This window comes from Aestuariibaculum suncheonense (assembly GCF_014596935.1).
GTDB classification, from domain to species: Bacteria; Bacteroidota; Bacteroidia; order Flavobacteriales; family Flavobacteriaceae; genus Aestuariibaculum; species Aestuariibaculum suncheonense.
The window spans coordinates 1,166,217-1,187,194 of sequence record NZ_JACVXC010000001.1 but is presented as its reverse complement, the minus strand read 5'-3'; the positions used below and the strand labels follow the sequence as shown (position 1 = coordinate 1,187,194).

The 20,978-nt window shown below is 33.9% G+C and carries 11 protein-coding genes; all 11 read right to left on the bottom strand.

Features of this window, described 5'->3' with window-relative positions:
* Positions 1–25: 25 nt before the first annotated feature.
* Positions 26–2,866, bottom strand: coding sequence for a sugar-binding domain-containing protein (locus tag ICJ84_RS05145; protein WP_194408531.1), 2,841 nt, complete (start codon positions 2,864–2,866; stop codon positions 26–28).
* Between the two features lie 94 nt (positions 2,867–2,960).
* Positions 2,961–4,574, bottom strand: a complete 1,614-nt coding sequence (locus ICJ84_RS05140) for a LamG-like jellyroll fold domain-containing protein (protein ID WP_188215263.1) — start codon at positions 4,572–4,574, stop codon at positions 2,961–2,963.
* 165 nt (positions 4,575–4,739) lie between these two features.
* A complete protein-coding gene (locus ICJ84_RS05135; protein ID WP_188215262.1) occupies positions 4,740–5,471 on the bottom strand; it encodes an SGNH/GDSL hydrolase family protein in 732 nt (243 codons plus the stop codon).
* A gap of 4 nt (positions 5,472–5,475) precedes the next feature.
* A complete protein-coding gene (locus tag ICJ84_RS05130; RefSeq protein ID WP_317173657.1) occupies positions 5,476–6,903 on the bottom strand; it encodes a sugar porter family MFS transporter in 1,428 nt (475 codons plus the stop codon).
* Positions 6,904–6,917: 14 nt separating this feature from the next.
* The gene (locus ICJ84_RS05125; RefSeq protein ID WP_188215261.1) at positions 6,918–8,525 is read right to left on the bottom strand and encodes a sulfatase; all 1,608 of its coding nucleotides are present in this window, start codon (positions 8,523–8,525) and stop codon (positions 6,918–6,920) included.
* Positions 8,526–8,947: 422 nt separating this feature from the next.
* The gene (locus ICJ84_RS05120; protein ID WP_188215260.1) at positions 8,948–11,272 is read right to left on the bottom strand and encodes a beta-galactosidase; all 2,325 of its coding nucleotides are present in this window, start codon (positions 11,270–11,272) and stop codon (positions 8,948–8,950) included.
* Positions 11,273–12,089: 817 nt separating this feature from the next.
* Complete coding sequence (locus ICJ84_RS05115; RefSeq protein WP_188215259.1) at positions 12,090–13,580, bottom strand: RagB/SusD family nutrient uptake outer membrane protein; 1,491 nt, start codon at positions 13,578–13,580, stop codon at positions 12,090–12,092.
* 10 nt (positions 13,581–13,590) lie between these two features.
* Positions 13,591–16,620: a SusC/RagA family TonB-linked outer membrane protein gene (locus ICJ84_RS05110; protein ID WP_188215258.1), complete on the bottom strand. Its 3,030-nt coding sequence runs from the start codon at positions 16,618–16,620 to the stop codon at positions 13,591–13,593.
* 582 nt (positions 16,621–17,202) lie between these two features.
* Positions 17,203–18,513, bottom strand: a complete 1,311-nt coding sequence (locus ICJ84_RS05105) for a Gfo/Idh/MocA family oxidoreductase (RefSeq protein ID WP_241748687.1) — start codon at positions 18,511–18,513, stop codon at positions 17,203–17,205.
* Between the two features lie 586 nt (positions 18,514–19,099).
* A complete protein-coding gene (locus ICJ84_RS05100) occupies positions 19,100–19,789 on the bottom strand; it encodes a fibronectin type III domain-containing protein (RefSeq protein WP_188215256.1) in 690 nt (229 codons plus the stop codon).
* Between the two features lie 13 nt (positions 19,790–19,802).
* A partial coding sequence (locus tag ICJ84_RS05095; RefSeq protein WP_188215255.1) for a discoidin domain-containing protein occupies positions 19,803–20,978 on the bottom strand: 1,176 nt, incomplete at its 5' end.

The window sequence follows — 20,978 nt, the reverse complement described above, 5'->3', positions numbered from 1 at the left end:
TCCTTCAAACTACAGAAGGCTGTTATTACTTTAATAATGCTTTGATTTGTTCTGCGGATAAATTTACTTTAGGATTGAAGTCTTCACTTATCATATAACTTTTTAAACTATACAATAGTTGCTGAGCTTCAAGTCTATTTTCTAAATCAGTATGTAAGTCTATTCCAGACATTAACAAACTTCCTTTACCCACTTTAGCTTCAAAAATCAGCGCTGTTTTACGGTTTTCAAACCAATCGTCAACAATTCTTATAATAGGTGTTAATTCCTTTGGTAAATGATCTAACACAATTGCATTTGAATGACTCATGGCATCCCACCATTGCCAATTGGAATGATATTCGCTTGGGAAATGAGCTAATGCTGGATGTTCAGGATTGCATAAAATACCAAGAGTATGTGGTTTTTGTCCTTTTGTCCAAGACGTATTCCAAAATATACTAGAAAAACCTACTCCTATATCTCCACCCATTTCTGGAGCTATATCTCCCTTAGTAACGTTTAAAAGGACTTTCCCTCCTTTTTGTAAATAACTAAGAGTACTTGCGTCTAAATTATTTACAACCTTTACGATGTTTTCTTTTTCTATTTTTTCTTTTTTCTTTGGATACACCCACACATCCCATGAATTTTCAAACCCAGAAACATCAACCGTTAAAGTTAGTTTTTGACCTTTATTAATACTGTTAAATGCCACTCCTATGTTTCCTAATTGAATACCATTTCCAATAACAATATCTATTTTATCAAATTGTCCATTAAAAACAGAGGCGCCTTTATCATCTGTAATTTTCCAAGTTGGTATAACTCCAGTAAGTTCTTCAGCTCCAAAATGTGCCACCTCAACAGAGGCCTTTAATGTATCGGTATTTTTGAAAATTCGCTTTTCTAAGCGCACTAAGGGAACCGTTTCATTACAAAATCTGCTATATTCCTCAGGCGTAACATACCCCTTTTCATCCCAAAATGCATCCAAAACTCCTACCAAGGCTGTCCCTTGACCTGGAAAATCATGCAAATCCAGTAATTGAAATCCTGCAAAATCCTTGGTTCGTAACGCTGCCTCAATATCTGCCTTATAACAAAGGGTTTGTAACTTACCTGATGCTAACAATAAACTATCTGCCAATTCTAACATCCCGTTTTCTTCCAATGATTCTTTAAAAATCTCAAAATTCTTTGGTTTTAAAACCCCTGTATACTTAGACATTTCCTTGAAGTTAGGATACACGCACCATTGACCTATTTCATGACTTACCGTTGGCATTGGTTTACTATCAATAATCTTTTTAAAATCAAAAGTGGTTTGCGGAGGATTCTTATTAATAATACTATTTAGTTGTGCATTCCAATGTTGTATTCTTGGATTTGCGGTATTAAAATAATCGGCATTATCTATATAAGGCCAGCCCGCTCCACTTGTATAAACACGTCTATTATCAAATGATTTAAAATGATCTACAAACTTTACCAAATAATCTTTGTGGTTATCACCGCTAGGCTCATTACCATAGGCCATCATAACAAAAGATGGGTGATTTCCATAGGTATTAATGATATCTTCAGCTTCCTTATAAAGCCATTTATCAACAGGTTTACCATCTCCAATCGTTGCCCAAGCCGAGGCTTCTACCTGTAAATAGACCCCCATTTCATCTGCGGCCGTAAAAGCTGCTTTTGGTGGACACCAAGAATGAAAGCGCATGTGATTGAGACCGTGATTTTGAATAATTTTGTAAATACGTTTCCAAGCATCAATATCGGTTGGTGGATAACCTGTTAATGGGAAAATAGCGCACTCTAAGGTACCTCTTAAAAACACTGGACGGTTATTAATCGTAAAAATTGTCCCCTTCGTTTTAAAATCGCGCATCCCAAAGGTTTCTATCTTTTTGTTTAAACCAGTTTCCGAACGCAACGAAAAGTACATATCATATAAATTAGGATTAAATTCGTCCCAAAGTTTAGGGTTGTCCCCCATAGGATACTCTAACTCTATTGTTGTTATACCAGAAACTTGTATAGTTTTATTTATTTCTGGAAGAGTTTCTCCTATCCCCGATTTTTCTTTAGCCTGCAGGGTTAATTCTACCTCTTGCTCCAAACCTGTACGATTCTCAATTTGAACAGCAATCCTAACTTTTTTATTTGATACATCAGGATACATTTTTACCTGTCCAATACTTAGCTTTGAAACGGCTGATAGTGAAATATCTCCAATTATTCCATTCCAATTAGTCTGTGTATTGTCTGAAATACTATGCGCATCTAAACCTACGTCAATATCTTTAACTCTATTATCAATCCTAATTGTTAATACATGTTTACCCGGAGATAAATATTCACTTAAATTATAACTATGTGAAGTAGCCAAACTATTCTCTGATCCTACAACTTGATCATCAACCCAAAGTGTAGATTCCCAATGTACTCGTTCTAAATTTAAACTAATAGCTCTATCGCTCCAGGACTCAGGAATACTAACTTCCTTTTGATACCATGCCGGACCTGTATATTCTTTAACAGGGGTTAACCAGAATGGTACTTTTACATTACCTTTCTCTCTGTACTTTTTCATTTCAGGGTCTGTATACCATAAGCTATCATTCCACATATTACCAGTCCATTTAGTATCGACCGTAATATCATTTCCTTTACCATTTTGAGCCATGGATCCAGGTAAAGAAACTACTTCCGGCAACGCTTTTTGATACCACTTTTCTTCTATACCAGCATCTAATGAGTCTATTTTAAAACGCCATTCACCGGACAGATTTATCTTTAATTCCTCTTCGTTCTTACAAGAATGAAACATTATAAGCGCAATGCTGAAAAAAAACATTCTTAAAACTTGTGTACTAATCATTATTTAATTGATTTATTCTTTTATTAATTATGGAGAAATCGAAAAGAATTGGTCAAATACTAAAACTTATATAATCGATTTGGTTCTTTAATAGCTATTTAACTATAATCTTAAAGGATTCCTTCTGATTTCCATTACTCAATGTTAATATTAAAACACCTTCTTGTGTCACTTTGTATTTAAAACCTTTTTGTTCTTCTATTGAAATTATCTTCGAGAAAATCATTTTCCCCTCAAGAGTTGAAACAGAAAAATTAATTGGCTCTAAACTTTTAAACCCAGATAAATCTATCTCCAAATTTTCATTTACTCTAACTGGATTTGGATAATAACTAACAGGCTTACTCCCATCAATCAATTTACTAGTTAGTGTTCCATCTGCTTTTTGTGTATTATATAAGTCTATAATTTCCTGATCTGTTAACATGTTTGGGAAAAACATAAGATCATCCATGTAAAATATTGCAGAAGAATTTGTTGGGGTCCCTACATAAAAATCAGTAAAATTTAGTTCAGAAAGAGCTAAAGTTCTAGTGCTTCTTTTGGTTCCATTTTGATACATAGTTGCCGTTGCTCCATCGCCAACGATCACTAAATGAGTCCATACCTCTGTATTTAACTTTTCAGCTGTTCCACAAATCCCTGATACACCTTGATTGTAAAAACAAAATTGTTTCGGAGTAAACCAGTTCTCTTTTGTTAATCCTAACAAATGTTTTCCACTTTGTTCTGTAAAATAGAAAGCGTATTTATTGAATTCTTCAACTTTTAATTTAATCCAGAATGAAATGGAATAATTGATTTTATTAAATGGATTTTCTATTATTTTTAAACTAGCATTTGCTGTAGGTAATGAAAGTACATTTCCTCTAACATCATCAGCAAGTATACTTGAACCTAAAAATGTAGCTTCCGCATTATTTATTTTATCGAAAGTTGTAGTTTCATCGTTAGTTTCAAAATCATAATGATAAGATGAACTAACTGATGCCTGAGAGAAGTCAAACCATTTTTTTATTTCTTCCGCAACCACTAAATGCCCCTTTTCATTGACATGAACCGGTTGCGCATAATAATTAGACAAATCGGTTCCTGTATTTGCCAAATCCTGAAATGCCTTAAAACTATCTACTAAACCAACATGATATATTCCTGCTAATTCTCTAATTTGTGCTGCATGAAGAGCTAATGGACTTTGTTCGTCTAATAAATCTTCATTACTTACGGGGGTTGGTGTCATTAGCATAACCTTACATCCATAATTAATGGCGGACTCTATCATTTTAATCCAAGCTGCTCTTGCTCGTTCTAAACCAATACCACGATCATTAATAGCGTAGTCGATAAATACAACCTTCGGAAGCATGGTTAACACTTCAGATGTAAATCTGGTCTCTCCCTTTTCTGATTGTTCGCCTCCTATAGATGTTGTAATTGTATTAATTACTGCATATGGATACAACCCTTTTAAATTTACTAAGGTGAGGTAAGGATAAGCTTCTAAGGTACGAACATCAGGTGTCTTAAAATAACCAGTTGGAACGCTGTGGCCATGAAAAACAAGATTCATAGTTTGGTTGTTTGGCCACTCTTTTTGGAACTCTGTTACGATTGGACGCAAATACGTATTTATATCCGCAATTTGCGAATATGCTTCGCCACAGAGAACAAACACGATTACCAATAATGTAAATTTCTTTGTTTTCATTTCAATTTAGTTTAGTTGTATATAATTTATGCTGACTACACTTAAACTTTTAATTGGTTAAAATAGTTTTAGTTAAATATTGAAGAGACCTGCTTTTCCTCCCTATTTAGACTTTTGTGTAGTTAACAAAGGTTTAATTACTTATGCTGTGGGCTTTATAAATTTTTATTTATTACTATAAGTGAAATACTCAAAAATAGCATCGGCTACAAACTGATGTCCTTTCTGATTAATATGATTATTTTGGGACATCAACCCTGACAAACCTTCTGTTTTTGCAATCTCTTTAAAAAGTGCATAACTATCGACTAAACCAACATTATATTTCTTTGCTAACGCCCTAATTTGATGACTATGTTTGGCTAAATCTGTATCATCAGAAGCGATATCTTCACGTAAATCTGGAGTAGGTGTCAACAAAATAACTTTAGTACCATATTGAATAGCTTCTTGTATCATTTGCTCCCATGCCTCCTTTGCCCTATCTAACCCTATACTCCTATCATTTAGAGCATAATCTATAAAAAGAACATCAGGTTTATGTATCAATACTTCATTATTAAAACGCTTTGCTCCTTGTTCTGATTGTTCTCCTCCAATAGAGGTTGTAATCGTGTTTACTACAGAATAAGGATAGTGATTGTTTACATGTTTTAAAGTAAGAAACGGATAAGCATTTAATCGATCTGTAACTCCTTTTGTTGTATATCCAGTGGGTACTGAGTGTCCGTGAAAAACTAAATTGATTGTACGGTTATTTGGCCACTTTATCCGAAGTTCTTGTTTTACATTATCCAAATAGCCATTTTTACTTGCGATTTGACCGTACCCGACATTGAATATCAAAAGCACTGAAAATAAAAACAATTTTTTAGTTAATTTATAGTTGAGAAACATGTCGCTACTTTTTATCATCATTTAACAATTCCATTTCAATCTCTTCTAAACTTTTACCTTTAGTTTCTGGTAATTTATTTTTAACAAACAAAAATCCAGAAACACATATTAAACTATAAACCCAGAAGGTTCCTGATGCCCCTAAAGCGTTATTTAATATAGGAAAAGTAAAGGTTAAAATAAACGAAGCAATCCAAAGTGAAAACGTTGCTATAGACATCGCTACTCCTCTTAATCTATTAGGAAATATTTCGGATAATACGACCCATGTTATAGGAGCTAACGACATGGCATAAATACCAATCGCCATTATAACCAAAAGTAACACTGGCCATCCAGTAAATTCAAAATAATAAGCTCCTCCTAAAATGGCATAAACTACGGCTAAACCAACAGAACCAAGAAGCATTAATTTTCTTCTTCCCCAGCTATCAACTGTTCGCATCGCTATGAAAGTAAAAATTAAATTCACACTTCCGGTTATAACTATATTAAACAGCATATCACCAACACTATAACCCGCTGCTGTAAATATTTCTTCAGCATAATTAAAAATGATATTTATACCGCACCACTGCTGAAATACAGCCAACACAATACCTACTACCAGAATAGGTTTTATTTTTGGCGACCTTAATTCTGAAAAACTAATTTTCCCATTAGAACTCTGTTTAAGTGTTCCCTCTATATTTGCCAATGCCTGTTGAGCATAGGCTTCACCTCCAATTTTAAACAGTACATTTCTTGCTGAGACGCTTTTATTGATCTTAACCAAAAACCTCGGACTTTTAGGAACTAAAAACATTAAAATGAAAAATGCAAGTGCGGGCACCAATTCCGCCCAAAACATCCATCTCCATCCCATTTGTCCGTTCCATGAATTTAAAATGTTTTCTGTAGTACTAGAATCTGGTATTGCATCAGCTATAAAATAATTAACAATTTGTGCTGCTAAAATACCTATCACTATTGTTAATTGATTAATAGCTACAAACTGTCCCCGATATTTAGCCGGGGCTATTTCGGCAATATACATAGGTGATAACGTTGAAGCCAAGCCAATACCCAATCCTCCTATTAATCTGTAAATGATGAACGGTGTAAAATGATCCACATATCCTGTACCAAAAGCTGAAATAGTAAATAATGCTGCCGAAAAAATTAACGGGACTTTTCTTCCGAACCGATCAGCAACAACACCTGAAATAACAGCACCAAAAATACAACCTATTAAAGCACTACTCATAGCCCAACCTTGTAAAGTAGGCATGGCGCTAATATCGAAATAAAGCTCGTAAAAAGGTTTTGCTCCGCCTATAACGACCCAGTCATAGCCAAACAAAAATCCCCCCATGGCAGAGACCAAGGCCAAAAAAATTAAATAGGTAAAATTAAATTTAGTGTTCTCCATAATGTTTAGTTGGCTTTTTATTTTCGTTTTTATAATTAGTCTTTTGTTAAATTACTATTCCACCAATCTTGGTTTGGTTTAAAATCTTTATCTAAGAAATCCTTTCGTTCCTTTTCTAACTTCTGTAGCATTTTAGTTTTTCTATACTCATACTGTTTCTCTGCTTTGGTCTCATCAAAAGCCATATTAATCTCAGGTATTTTAGCATTAGTTTCAACTAGAAAGGCATCTAACTCGGCTCTCAACGCTTTGCTTATCTCAAGATTATCATTAGAAACATCATCTTGTTCACTTACATCTTTTGATAAATCGTATAATTCATCTCGACCATCTTCATAATAATGTATCAACTTCCAGTTTTCTTTTCTTATGATACTAGATGGTTCTCCTCCCTGATTTCCATAATGTGGATAATGCCAAAATAAAGCTCTACTTTCAATATTATCTCCTCTCAGTAAGGGTTCCAGGTTAATTCCGTCTATCTTTTGAGTTGGCTTTGCATTCACTCCCGCTAAACTTAGAAGGGTTGGGTAAAAATCAATTCCAGATACAGGGTAATCAATTTTATTTGGACCATTTTTAATTGATGGGACTTTTATTAAATAGGGTTCTCGAATACCACCTTCCCATTGATACCCTTTACCTCCTCTTAATGGTAAGTTTGACGTTGAAAAGGCATCTCCACTGGCGACTCCACCGTTATCCGAAGTAAAAACAACAATAGTATTTTCATCTAAACCAAGCTCTTTCAGTTTATTTAAAACAAGGCCTACGGCATCATCCATAGTTTCTACCAAACCAGCATATACCGGATTATCTTGCCTAACTCTAATTGGTAAAACGCGTTCCATTTCAAAACCTGCATCAGCAATCCCTAATTTATCAGCTTTATCTCTATATTTCTTCCATTTTTCCTGCGTAGTCTCTATTGGGCCGTGTACCGCATAAAACGATAAATACGCAAAAAAACGTTCATCTTTATTTTCAGTAATAAAATCAGCCGTTTCCTGAGCTAAACGCATAGTTAAATTCTCACCTTCGAATTTATAATCTAATTTAGGATTTTTCCATGGTGCATAATACCCCCCATTAGGACTACCTACTTCCCATCCTCCTTTGTTTATATCAAAACCATTGTTTTCAGGATTTACCGGGTCGTCTCCCATATGCCACTTTCCTGCGAAAAAGGTTTTATAGCCATCTGCTTTCAAAGCCTCTGCCAATGTTAAATCCTCTGCTTTCAAAGCATGCTCATAATTTGCAGGCATTACTTTACTGTTGTGGTTTTTAACCCACTGCTTTCCTGATGCTGCACCAATCCAATCTGTAACACCATGACGAGCGGGGAATTGCCCTGTCATAAGACTTACTCTAGATGGACTACAAACCTGACAAGCTGCATATCCCTGAGTAAATTCTACTCCTTCTTTAGCAATACGATCAATGTTTGGTGTTTCGTAATATTTACTCCCTGTATAACTTAAATCATGTACACCTAAATCGTCTGCTAGAATAAATAATATATTAGGTTGTTTAATAGCTTTGTTTAACGAAGTGCTGCCATCTTTGACTTTGCAGCCATTTAAAAAAATGGCTGCTAAACAAAGACAACTAACCAAACTAAACTTATTCCTATTTTTCATTTAATTGATATAATGTTTGAATCATTATCTTCTGACATATTCCTCTTTTACAAATCCTGAATACTTATCAAAAGCAAATAATTAAAATCTGTACTGAATTTACTTAATTCTAAAATCACAGCATTCTCCATTTTGACAAATTTAGAAGTAAAACTTATAAAATAAATAGACAGTAAAACCTTAGATATGGACTATAATCTTTATAGCATCATAGATAAACAAAGAGTTCTATATCTGTCTTAAACAAAGACAATATCCTAAATGACAAAACATTAATATTTATTTCATAACAAATACAGACTCGCTTGAGAAAAGCACACTCTCTGAATGTAAAAAAATGGAAAGAGAAAAATCTATTTTGGGTTTTATTTTGATTTGTAATAAAAATCAATACATTATTCTTTAAAGGATACTTGAAGTACCTAAAAACTCATAATAGCCTTATATTCATTAATTGATTTAATATTTTTAACTTTCAAAAATTTGCCATCGATAAACTCAGGTAAATTGGAAAAAAAGATTAAACACTCCTGATTCTTGTATAATGGATGGAAAATCAATACCATTTCCTTTTCAGCCAGCTTAGGCAAAAACGATTTCATGCCTATTTCCCATTTACTCTCATGATAAAAATGATCTGTCACTAATAAACCATCAACAAATGCCATTCCTCTATCTCCCACATAATCTACTTCTAGATACACATCGTTCAAATTATCTAATTTACCTGTTGTGGTAATTGAGTATTTACGATCGGTAACTTGTTTTATTTGAATGATAGGCTCTGCTGGTTCTTCAAATACGACCTTATAAGACGAACCTCCTAAAAGCATGGGTTTAGCCTTCTCTAGGGTAGCAAAAGAAATTTTAGGAACTTCGTTTAAATCTGGGTAAAAATGAAGCTGAGAATTGGTTTCTCTCGTCACCAAACTCAATTGATTTCCATCACTTGTAATTGTTCCTTCAGAAAATATTAATTGATCTCCAATCTTTGTCGACTTCAAGGCCATCTCATAAGGAATCACAATAAACTCATCTTTTCCATTTTGAAATGAAAACACTTCCTTATTCTTTCCCCTTACGATACAATATCCCTTTTCTTTAGTTCTTGAAGCATTTTGAACTTTAGTAAGCTCTGCACCTCCATCAATCAATAATTCTGGCGTAATGCCTTCTAATGAATAGAACACATAATAATTTTTATTTTTAGCATTCAGTATCGTTAGCGGCTGAACGGTTGCTGACTTTAATGTAGTATTTCCTAACTTCAGATTGAATGGAAAAATAGCACTAACTGTCTTCTTTAAGTCAAAAGTACCTGCATTTGGGAAACGAATGGTCTCTTTGACTGTTTTTACTTCAACACTTGTATTATTTATATCTGAATATTCAAGGTGATCTTGAAAGTTAATCATAAATAGAAAACCACTGTCATTCTTAGACCTTACAGCATATCGCAAAGTCTCGGTGTTTTCTGGTTTTATGTCCGCGTTAGTCTTAGGTAGTACCGTTTGCATTGGCGCTAGTTTTTCTCCGTAAGCGTCCAAAAACATGTGCAACGTTTTCAAGCTATTATAATGATATCTGGTCTGCCCATATTGCCCGATAGGTGCTTGAAAGTCATAGTTTACTTTAGGAATTCCGTTAACTTCTTCATTGTAAAATTTACCATCAAAAATAGGTGTAGAACCTCCATGATACATATAATATCCAATACCATTAGACCCACTGCCAATAATACGTACCATGAGAGGGAGCACACTTACGGGGTCTACGATTGGTCTTCTGCCATAAATTACCTGTATACCTGGACCGATTTCTGCGGGTATTGAAGGATAAAGCTCTGTATTATAACTTGCAGGGGAATAATCAGGAGTCTTATGAATATCTTTAAATAAATAAAAAGAAGATGGTGACGGATTCGTCCAGAAAGGATAAACATAACCAGCGGTTACAGGAATACTCCCCTTATCAACAATTGCCGCATTACTCCATCCAGTTGCTGTGTATAAAGGCACGTCTATTCCATGTTTAATGGCTATTTTTTTGAGGGTAGCCATATGTGCTTTTCCTTCTTCTCCATGTAAATTGTTTTTGTTATCATGTGAAATTTGTTCGTGTGTTACTGCTGCATTTTTTTGAGCTACCGTATACTCTTTCTTTGCTTTAGGGTACGTAATTTCCCATGGCGCCGCAGAACTTTGAAACTCATTCTCTAATTGAACACCAATAATTGGCCCTCCATCTTTATACAATAATCCGTGGCACTGTTTTCCAATTTCTTCGTATAACTTGTCAACATATGCAAAATATTCTTCATTATTCGAGCGAACTTCAAAAGTTCTACCATACATCCAATCTGGAATACCCCCATTACGCATTTCACCGTGACAAAATGGTCCCATACGAACAATTAGATAAATATCGTTCTTTTCACACAGCTCTATAAATCTTCTTAAATTTAAATCGTTTGACCAGTCAAAAACACCCTCTGTTCGTTCATGTATATTCCAGAACACATAGGTTGCAATAACATTAATTCCTCCTGCTTTCATTTTCTGAATGGATTCCTCCCAATAAGTAGAAGGGTATCTTGAGTAGTGAAATTCTCCTAAAACTGGTACGAATGGCTTACCATTAAGCGTAATGTAATAGCTATTAACATCTATTTTTTCTCCGCTTGGATTAGTTCCCCCTAAATCTAAATGACCTGTTGTTATTTTCTTTTCTGGAACATCAATATTCAAACTATAAGTGTTTTTACTCTGTCCTATGCAAAAAAAAGGAAGAACTAACAGTAACGCTATTTGCACGCTTTTATTCATTGTATTTTATTTTTCTTTATTATTTTTTATCAATTTACTTTTGCCGATATAGAAATCATATCACTATCTAAAACTATAGCGCAATCGACGGTTAAACATAATTATAAAACTGCGCCATCTTGTCTTTAACAGGAATAATCCCAAAAGAAGATACTGTCTTTGGTTATACTACGTATAAACCATTTCTTCAAAAAAAATGGTTTTAATTTTAATCAAGAAATACCATTAGCACAACATAGACAATTTTATTAAACTAGTTACACTTTCAAATTCATTTTCAAAAAATTCATTCTGTTATACAAAAACATAAGTAAACTCCAATAAACAGGAAATATTTAATTATATATTTTTCCAAAAATATATTTGATTAAATTAATAAAAATAGACTCAAAAACTAAAAGTATGGATAATATGACTTAATTATTCCGTGAATATCCTATCAATGTTTAATAAAGATCTATTTCTTTTAAAACAAACTAAAATAAAGGTCAATCTTTGTTGTAAGAAAACACACTTAAACCTTATTAAAAGTTTGAAATAACAACTGGAATAATTAGAAGATAATCGTTATTAAGTAAACTATAGAACGTATAACCAAACCAACAGGGGTTCTTTCACCAAAATACAATTAATACATTTTGCAAATTGAAATCTACTAATAACATGTAAATAAAGAAAGACCATTTTACTTTGTAAATAAAATGGTCCTCTTTAATATTACACTACTTAATTACAAAATTTAATTATAACCTGGGTTTTGTTCTAAATTAGGATTATTATCCATTTGCTGTTGAGGAATAGGATATACATTCATATACTCTTTTGCTGGCCAACCTCTTTCTACGGCACTTGAAACAAACTTACCATGTCTTACTAAATCATCTCTTCTAGTAGCCTCTGTATAAAGCTCTCTTGCTCTCTCCGCTAATAAAAAATCTCTTAATGATTCTTTTGTTGCATAGTCACCTAACGATATAGGGGTCGCTTTAGCTCGATTTCTAACCTGGTTAATAAGATCTATAGCCGGCTGTGTAGGTCCATTCAACTCATTTAAAGCCTCAGCTCTAGACAAAATGATATCTGCCAAACGTATTACAGGAATATCATTTCCATGTTGGGTGTTTACAGCATCAGGATCAGGGGTAAATTTAAAGCTACGTGCATCATTAAGCGCTACTCCGGTGGTAGGATTTCTAAGTAAATATTTTACTGTAGTGGTATTTCTAGGAACATGCTCTGTAAGGAAGAGCTTTCTTCTTTCATCTTGCCCTTCAAACGTATCAATAAAGGCTGTATAAGTTCTAAATTGTGCTCCAAAATTAGTCCAGTTAGGCAATACATTATAATTCTGTGGAAATGCATGTGCCATATATATGTTAACCTGATTAGAACCAACCTTACATTCGGTTCTTAAAATAAATTCATTATTATTCTCACCCTCTATAGAAAACAGCTTAGTATAATCTCCATACAGTGTGTACCCCATGCCTAAAACAACATTCGCAGCATCTGCTGCTTTCTGCCATTCTTTGTTGGCTAAATAGAATTTAGTCAAGGCTGCATAGGCATTACCTTTGTTTGCTCTACTACTCAAGCCTCCAGCAGCTAATATTGATGCTGCATACTGGAAATCTGCCTCAACATAAGTCCTATACTCTGTCTCTGTCGCTCTTGGAGTTGACTTCCCTATGGCTTCTATTTCATCCAGACTAGCGCCGGCAGGAATCTCTATAATAGGTGTTGGCCCAAAAAAGCTATGTAGATAAAAATAAGCATAGCCTCTAATAAAGCGACATTCAGCTATTATTTTATCAACCACAGCTTGATCAGTAGAGCTTAATGAATTGGCAACATTTATAACATTATTTGCTCTGGCAATCGCTTGGTACATCTGATTCCAAAGCTCATTTATATACGGAATACTCGGGTTCCAGTTAAATTCTTGCACAGGTTTCAATTGACTTGCCAAGCCACCATCGGTTTCAAAAGCAATATCTGTAACAAATTCACTTAAAATATTATAATTATTTCTGGCTTGAAATCCTGTAATGGTTGACGCCGAATAAACCCCAGTTAGCAAAGCATCAACACCTGCTTGTGTTGCTAAAAAAGCATCTGGATCGTACTCCGTATATACCTCTTCTTCTAAGAAGTCTGTACAACTAAGATTAGATAATAACATTACCGAGAATATTATCAAAACGTTGGTTTTTAAAAAGTATTTTTTCATAAGTTTTTTTTTAAAATTTAACATCTATTCCCAATCTAAAGGTGCGTGCTAAAGGGTAACTATTATAAGATTTTGATTCTAAACTATCTCCAAAAATACTGGCTTCCGGGTCATATCCAAGAAAGTCTGTCCATGTAGCAAGATTGTCTGCTGCTACATATATATTTAAATCTGAAAACAATCTATTATTAGCTAATGGCAATCTATAAGACAGCGTCACATTTTTTAATCGCACATAGGACACATCAACAACGTTCAATGAATTAACTACTTGTTGTCCTCCATAAAGTGAAAAATTTTGTCCAGAAGGAATATTAGTATTTGGATTTTCTGGCGTCCATCTATCAAAATAAAAAGTAGAAAAGGTATTTCCATAGAGATTTTGAGGATAGATGGTTTCAGCAATATATGCATCAAATGTTTCAGCTCCTTGAGAACCATTAATAAACACATCTAAGGTAAAGTTTTTATATCTAAATTGATTGCGAATACCAAAAGTATAATCTGGAAATGGAGATCCTAAAACTGATCTATCGTCTGCCGTAATTTTACCGTCTGGCACACCATCTGGACCACTAACATCCCTAAAACGTGGCATTCCAGGTTGAAAACCTTCCGAAGGTGTTGGAGAATTTGCAATATCATCTCCCTCTTGAAAAAGACCATCTATAAAAAATCCATAATAAGACCGAAGGGCAGCTCCTTCTTTTACAACCCAATAATTACCAGCATTATTGAAAGCATAACCCCCAAATATTTCTTGTTGAAAGTCAGGTAAATCAGTTACTTCATTTTTAAGGTAAGAAAATGTTAACGATGTACTCCATTTAAAATTGCCAGTAAAATTCTCGGTGTTCAAAGCAAAGTCTATACCAGAATTTGTTACTTCCCCGATATTAGTTCTTACCGTTGTAAAACCAACCACAGAAGGTAATGGCTTGTTAAATAATTGGTCCTTTGTTACTCTATTAAAATAATCTACAGAGCCATTAATACGATTATTAGCAAAACCATAATCCAAACCAATATTTATTTCCGAAGTAGTTTCCCATGTCAAATTAGGATTTGCTAAACGTGGTGGAACTACACCCTGTGCAATTACATCTCCAAAAACAGAGTTTCCTCCAGGCACTAAAGTTGTTCTGGTTTCAAAGTTATTAATACCTTGATTCCCCAACTCACCATATCCTACTCTAAATTTCAAGTCATTTATCCATTCAGCACTTTTTAAAAAGGCCTCATTCGATGCACGCCAACCTACTGAAGCAGAAGGAAAATAGGCATATTTATTACCCCTAGCAAAGCGTGAGGATCCATCAATTCTTAGGGATGCGGTTAAAAGATACCTATCATCATAACCATAGGTTAAACGTCCTAAAAAACCATTAAGTTGGTTTACATCCCTATCACTAGACACATTATCACTAAGTTCACCATCACCACTCTGTAAGGCATTGGTTCCTAAGACATCTGAAAGAAAACCACTTATACCAGCGCCAACTGCTTTTGAATCAAATTTTTCCCAAGTGGCACCGCCTAACACAGAAAAATCATGCTTTTCATTAAAGGTTTTTGCGTATTTTAACAAAGTTTCAACCAACCAGTGTGTAGATTCCCCAGCATTAATGTTAGCAACGCCACCAGCACCTAAACCTCCTATGGTTAGTGTATTGGTATACCTATCGCGACGGCTAGAATTATCTTCTGCCGCTAGGTTAAGCGTAGCTGTTAAATTGTCAATAATTTCGTAATCTGATCGTAAAAACGAATAAAATCTTCTAAATACAGTTACATCAGAACGCCCCAATATTTGTGTTAGTGGGGTATCCACATTATTGAAAGAATCAATATAGTACCGCCCCGTATTTGGATCAATCCCCGTAGGAACAGCAGGAGACATTCTTAAAGCAGATTGAAACAATCCTGAATCCGCAGTTGGATTATTGAGACTATTTGTGGTTTGATTTGTGTAATTAATTCCAAAATTAACAGTCAAATTTTCTATAGGCTTCGAGGTAATATTACTCCTTAAATTATATTTTTTAGTGTCTGAGCCTAAAACAATTCCATCCTGGTCAAAATAATTCAAGCCAAAATAATAGGTACTACCGTCGTCAGCTCCTCCAGAAATTCCTATTTGATGGTTTTGCACATTGGCTCGTCTAGTAATTTCCTCTTGCCAATTTGTTCCTGGACCTGTATTGGCGATATCGCTTGCACTATACGCTGGCTCTCTATTGGCCCAACTCAAACGCAAATTAACAAATTCCATATAATCCTTTGCCTCTAAAACATCGATTAATTTTGCCGGTTCTTGCATTCCGGTATAAGTACTATAGGTAAATACTGGCTTCCCCTTTTTGCCTTTTTTGGTGGTTACTAAAACGACACCATTTGCCGCTCGAGTACCATAAATAGAAGATGCTGAGGCATCTTTTAAAATCTCAATACTTTCGATATCACCAGGACTCAATGAGTTAGGAGATACACCTGGAATACCATCAACTACATACAAAACAGCATTACTACTATTTATGGAACCTGCACCTCTAATCTTGATTGCAGGTGTAGCTCCCGGAGCCGAATTTGTTTGGGTTACTACAACTCCTGCAGCAGTGCCTTTAAGTAGTTCTACAGCATTAGAGTTTGCTCCAGGAGTGAAGTCTTCTGTTTTAACTGTTACAACAGATCCTGTTAAATCCTTTCTTTTTTGGGTTCCATAACCAATAACAACCACTTCATTAAGCGAATTTAAATCCTCCTGAAGAACCACGCTAAGTTGAGACTTATTACCTACTGGGATACTCTGTGATTGAAAACCCAAATACGAAAACTCTAAGATTGCATTTGAAGATTTTAAAGTAATTGAATAATTGCCATCAAAATCTGTCGCCACCCCATTGGAAGTCCCCTTCTCAACAATATTAACACCTATTAAGGGCATGCCTTGAACATCTTTCACGACACCCTTAACAGTGTTTTGCGAAATCCCTAGATATCCTACCAAGAGAACGCATAGTAAAATTAGTTTTTGTTTCATTTAATTTAAGTTTAATGGTTTTTAGTTTAAGTTTAATGATCTTTTAGTTTGATTAGGAAAACACATGTAAATTAAAATACTACTTAATACACATATACACCTAAAAACCAATTGACAATAACTAATTTAGCTTTTTAAGAAACAGAAAACATGGACTAAAAAACTATTATTATGGATAATAAAACCTTAAAATATTTTAAATTTTAACATTTAAAATACCATTATATTATTCACCTAAAGCCCTTATAATAAATACATTTTGTTTTATTCACGAAAACCACATTAAAACTTAAAAAATTCCAAAAACAAGACAATAGTACAATACATGCCTTCACTTAATTTCGACTCAAATCAATTGATTTAATTTACTCATTTAAGTGATTTGTAAACTGCACCCAAACTTGAACTATCTCTTCCAAAACGTGGCTTTTCATTTTATAATACAGCACATAGAATACTTAATTAAACCAACTGTTTTACTCTTTATTAACTGATATTGGTCACTTTTATAATTTTCTGGTTAGTACTCAATCCATATACCTAATACTATTTCTTAAACAAATATTTATTTAATTTAAAGTTTTAAGATCTCTTTTTTATTGGTTCTAAATCTGTTAAATCAGCAATCTTTATGATTTCACCCGTCTCAATACTTTTTCTTGCCGCAATACCTATTAGATTCGACATCACTCCATCTCGTATGCCTGCTGCACGACCATATGGATCATTTTCATCAGGATTCTTAAATATTTTATGATGCAATGCTGCATCACCTCCTCCATGACCAGCTCTGGAGAAAGGCACCTTTACAACTTCAAAATCATTCCATAATTTATGTACAAAAATAGGTTCATACTTATTTTCCTCATTGGAGGTCTGGTTCATTTCATTGGCATGCATTTCTGCCTGATTTATACTTATGTGTTCTTCGTAAGGAATATCTAATCGAGCTTCTAATCTTCCCTCTGTTCCATTAAAAGCTACTCGCCAACCTTCAAAGGGAGAGTAGGTTGTAAGTGAATAGTTCAATACCACATTATTTTTATATTTTACCTGCGCAGACATCTTATCATAGATATCTATTTCTTTTCTAAACAAGCAATTATCTCTTATATACCCATCATATGATTCATTTTTCACATATAAATCCATGGCTCTTTTATCTTTAGTAATATCCCAGTAAAACTCACACTCTGACTTGACATCACAAGTTCTACAATTTTCACCTCTTAAAACTCCATTTTCGCCATATTTCTCTAAATCTCCATAAGCAAAAACCTGCTCTGGATCAGAATCTATCCACCAGTTCAACAAATCGAAATGATGCGTTGCTTTGTGAACCCATAAAGTCCCTCCCGACTCCTTCAAGCCATGCCATCGTCTGAAATATGAAGCACCGTGATAAGTATTTAAATACCAATGAAAGTCTACTGAAGTAACCCTACCTATATTACCTTTAGCAAGCAATTCTTTAATTTTTGTATTGTATGGACTCCATCTATAATTAAATCCAACAATTAAATTTTTATTCGATTTTCGCTCTGCATTAATAATTGCTTGACATTTAATTTCGTCTGTGGTTAAAGGTTTCTCTGTTAAAACATCGCAGCCTTTGTTTAAACCTTTTATAATAAATTCATGATGTGTTGAATCTTTAGTGGTCACTATAATTAAGTCGGGTTTACTAGACTGTACCATTTTATCAAAATCAACAAATGTAGGGCATGATACACCCATATATTTCTTTGCATAATCTAGCCTTCCCGGGTTAATATCACACAGACCTACAAATTCAAGAATATCGGAATATTGTTCTACCAATCTTTTTCCCCAAAAACTCGTTCCTCTTATTCCGGTACCAACGAGTACAATTTTTAATTTTCTGTCATTCAAGTTAAAACTAAAAGCAGACAAGGGTATTACATTGCTTACAGCCAACAAACTAATTGATGATAAAAATTTTCTTCTTGAATTTTCCATTATTGAATTTTTAAGTTTTATTTATAATTATCTCAAGATGTGCTATTCTTAAGAATTTCTCAAAAATCATTACTTACTTTAAAGCCAATCTTTCAAACCCAAAACCGCTAAATACCACTCCATCGGAGTAATCACAAAACTGAATTAACATAAATTACAATATATATGCTCCTAAAATAACTATTGAACATTGGCTTTAGTTTAATCCTATCCTCTAAAATAAGGAATATTTGAACCTATTTATTAGACGCATCCAGTTAATCTACATTTTTTATAGCACTAAATATTTTTATAAATAATCAGGCTACTGAAACGCATTATATATTACGTAACGAAAAAATGAAAACAACTGCAGTTTTGGTATTAAATTACTATAAAGGCTGTCTTAGCTAATTTAAGACAGCCTTTACAAAGTTCTATAATTAACGTCATTCTGCGTTTTAAATTCATATCAATTTACAGTTCAATAAGTATTAAAACATTGTTATCTAACTGTAAATTAGTTCACTCTAAAATTCCATGTCTGCCCTAAACTTTGAGCTCCATGTTCATCTTTTACAACAATTTTCCAAAAATATTTTGTTGCTGAACTTAAATTGGCATCATAAGTAGTAGCGGTTTGATTCTCTGAAACTTTAGTGGATGGAGGATTAAATGTATCTAAATACACATCAAAAGTCAAATTATCATTATCCACATCGCTGGCAGACCAACTTAAAGTTGTCGTTAAATCATTTACAAGACTATTAAAAGCAGGCGAGATAAGTTCTGGACTAAAAGGCAAATGGTTGGAAACCCCGTTTCCTTCCGTCAAAAATTGATATATTGATGAAAAGCTACTTTCTGTATTCTCACTATCTATTGCTTTAACCCTCCAATAAAAACTTTTTCCTTTTTCCAAAGTTATAATAGTTGAAGTAGACGTTGTAGTTCTCTCCTCAGCAATTGTTGAAAATAAATTATTTTCTGAAACTTGGAGCTTATAGGTTATAACTTGATTTTCAGCATCTACAGATGGGTTCCACTGAAAATCAATAGTATTTTCTAAACAAAGAGTATTGTTATCTGGATATACTTGAGTAGGTTGTGAAGGCGCTTCGTTTGAACCACCATCAGGACCATCTCCGCCCCCACTACATGAATACACTAAACTCAATACAAGACTTATATATACTAATACTTTCTTCATAATATCTTCTTATTTATTTTTTTATCACATTAAAAAACATAGGCTTCTTAGTATTAATTCTTACAAAATAAATACCTTGAGGTTTATCGCTAATATTTACTTGGACTTTATTTGAATGTATGGAATATACTTTTGAAGACAACAATCTGGAATGAATGTCGTAAATATCAATACTTACTTGTTCTGAAGATATAGGAATCTCTATTTCAAATAAGCCTTTTGTTGGGTTTGGATAGGTTTTTATGCTGCCATACAAATCTATACTTTCAGAAATAACACCTTCACAAGCCGTGTCGCTTTTGATTTGAATCTCGTCACCATGTTCTACATGTAATGAAAAACTCTTCTGGTCCGTTTGAAATACAATTTCATTATTCTTCATGACCGAAAAAGGAGCTGTACCGTTTTCGATATTAACGGTAGCCTTATCTTTCACTAAACTTATCTTACCAGATATACTAGTACCCGACTCAATGTTGACTTGATAACATTGTTCAAAGCCTTTATCTACTATAGAAATACATAAATCATAGGTATTAGGCCCCAAATTATCTATTGTCAAATTTTGAACAAAATTATAGTCATTACCATTTATAGTTGCCACATAACTTTGAGATTCAATTGCTTTTATGACTATCTTACCATTTCCTTTATTGGCACAAGTTTCCCCTATAGTTTCTATTTCAAAATTATTAGCGGGCAAGGTAAACAACTCGCAGCCTGTTAACCCTACTACAATACCTTCTTTAGTATTCGGACATAAATCTTGATCATTTAAAACACCATCATTATCTGAATCGTTTGATGGTGCCCCCCCTACTTTAAATACGGTAAATGAAACCGAAGCGTTTTCTTGACCTGCCAGCATATCAATTACAGTAAAACGTAATTTCCGTGTGTTTACTGCTTCAAAACTTATAATCTTTTCTGCTCCTAAATTTGTGCCCGCAGTAAGTTCTTGCCATTCTGTACCGGCCCAATACTCTAATTTCCAATTGGCAACAGCATTAAAAGCTTCATTAATTGTTACAGATGTAACCTGTTCGTAAGATCCCAAATCTAACATTAACCATTGTCCCGCACCTGTGGATTCTGATTCCCATCTCGTATCCGACTTGCCATCATTTGCATATTTTGCTAAATATTCTGGCTTAGAAGATGATGCCGACATATAAGCACCATAAAGTCG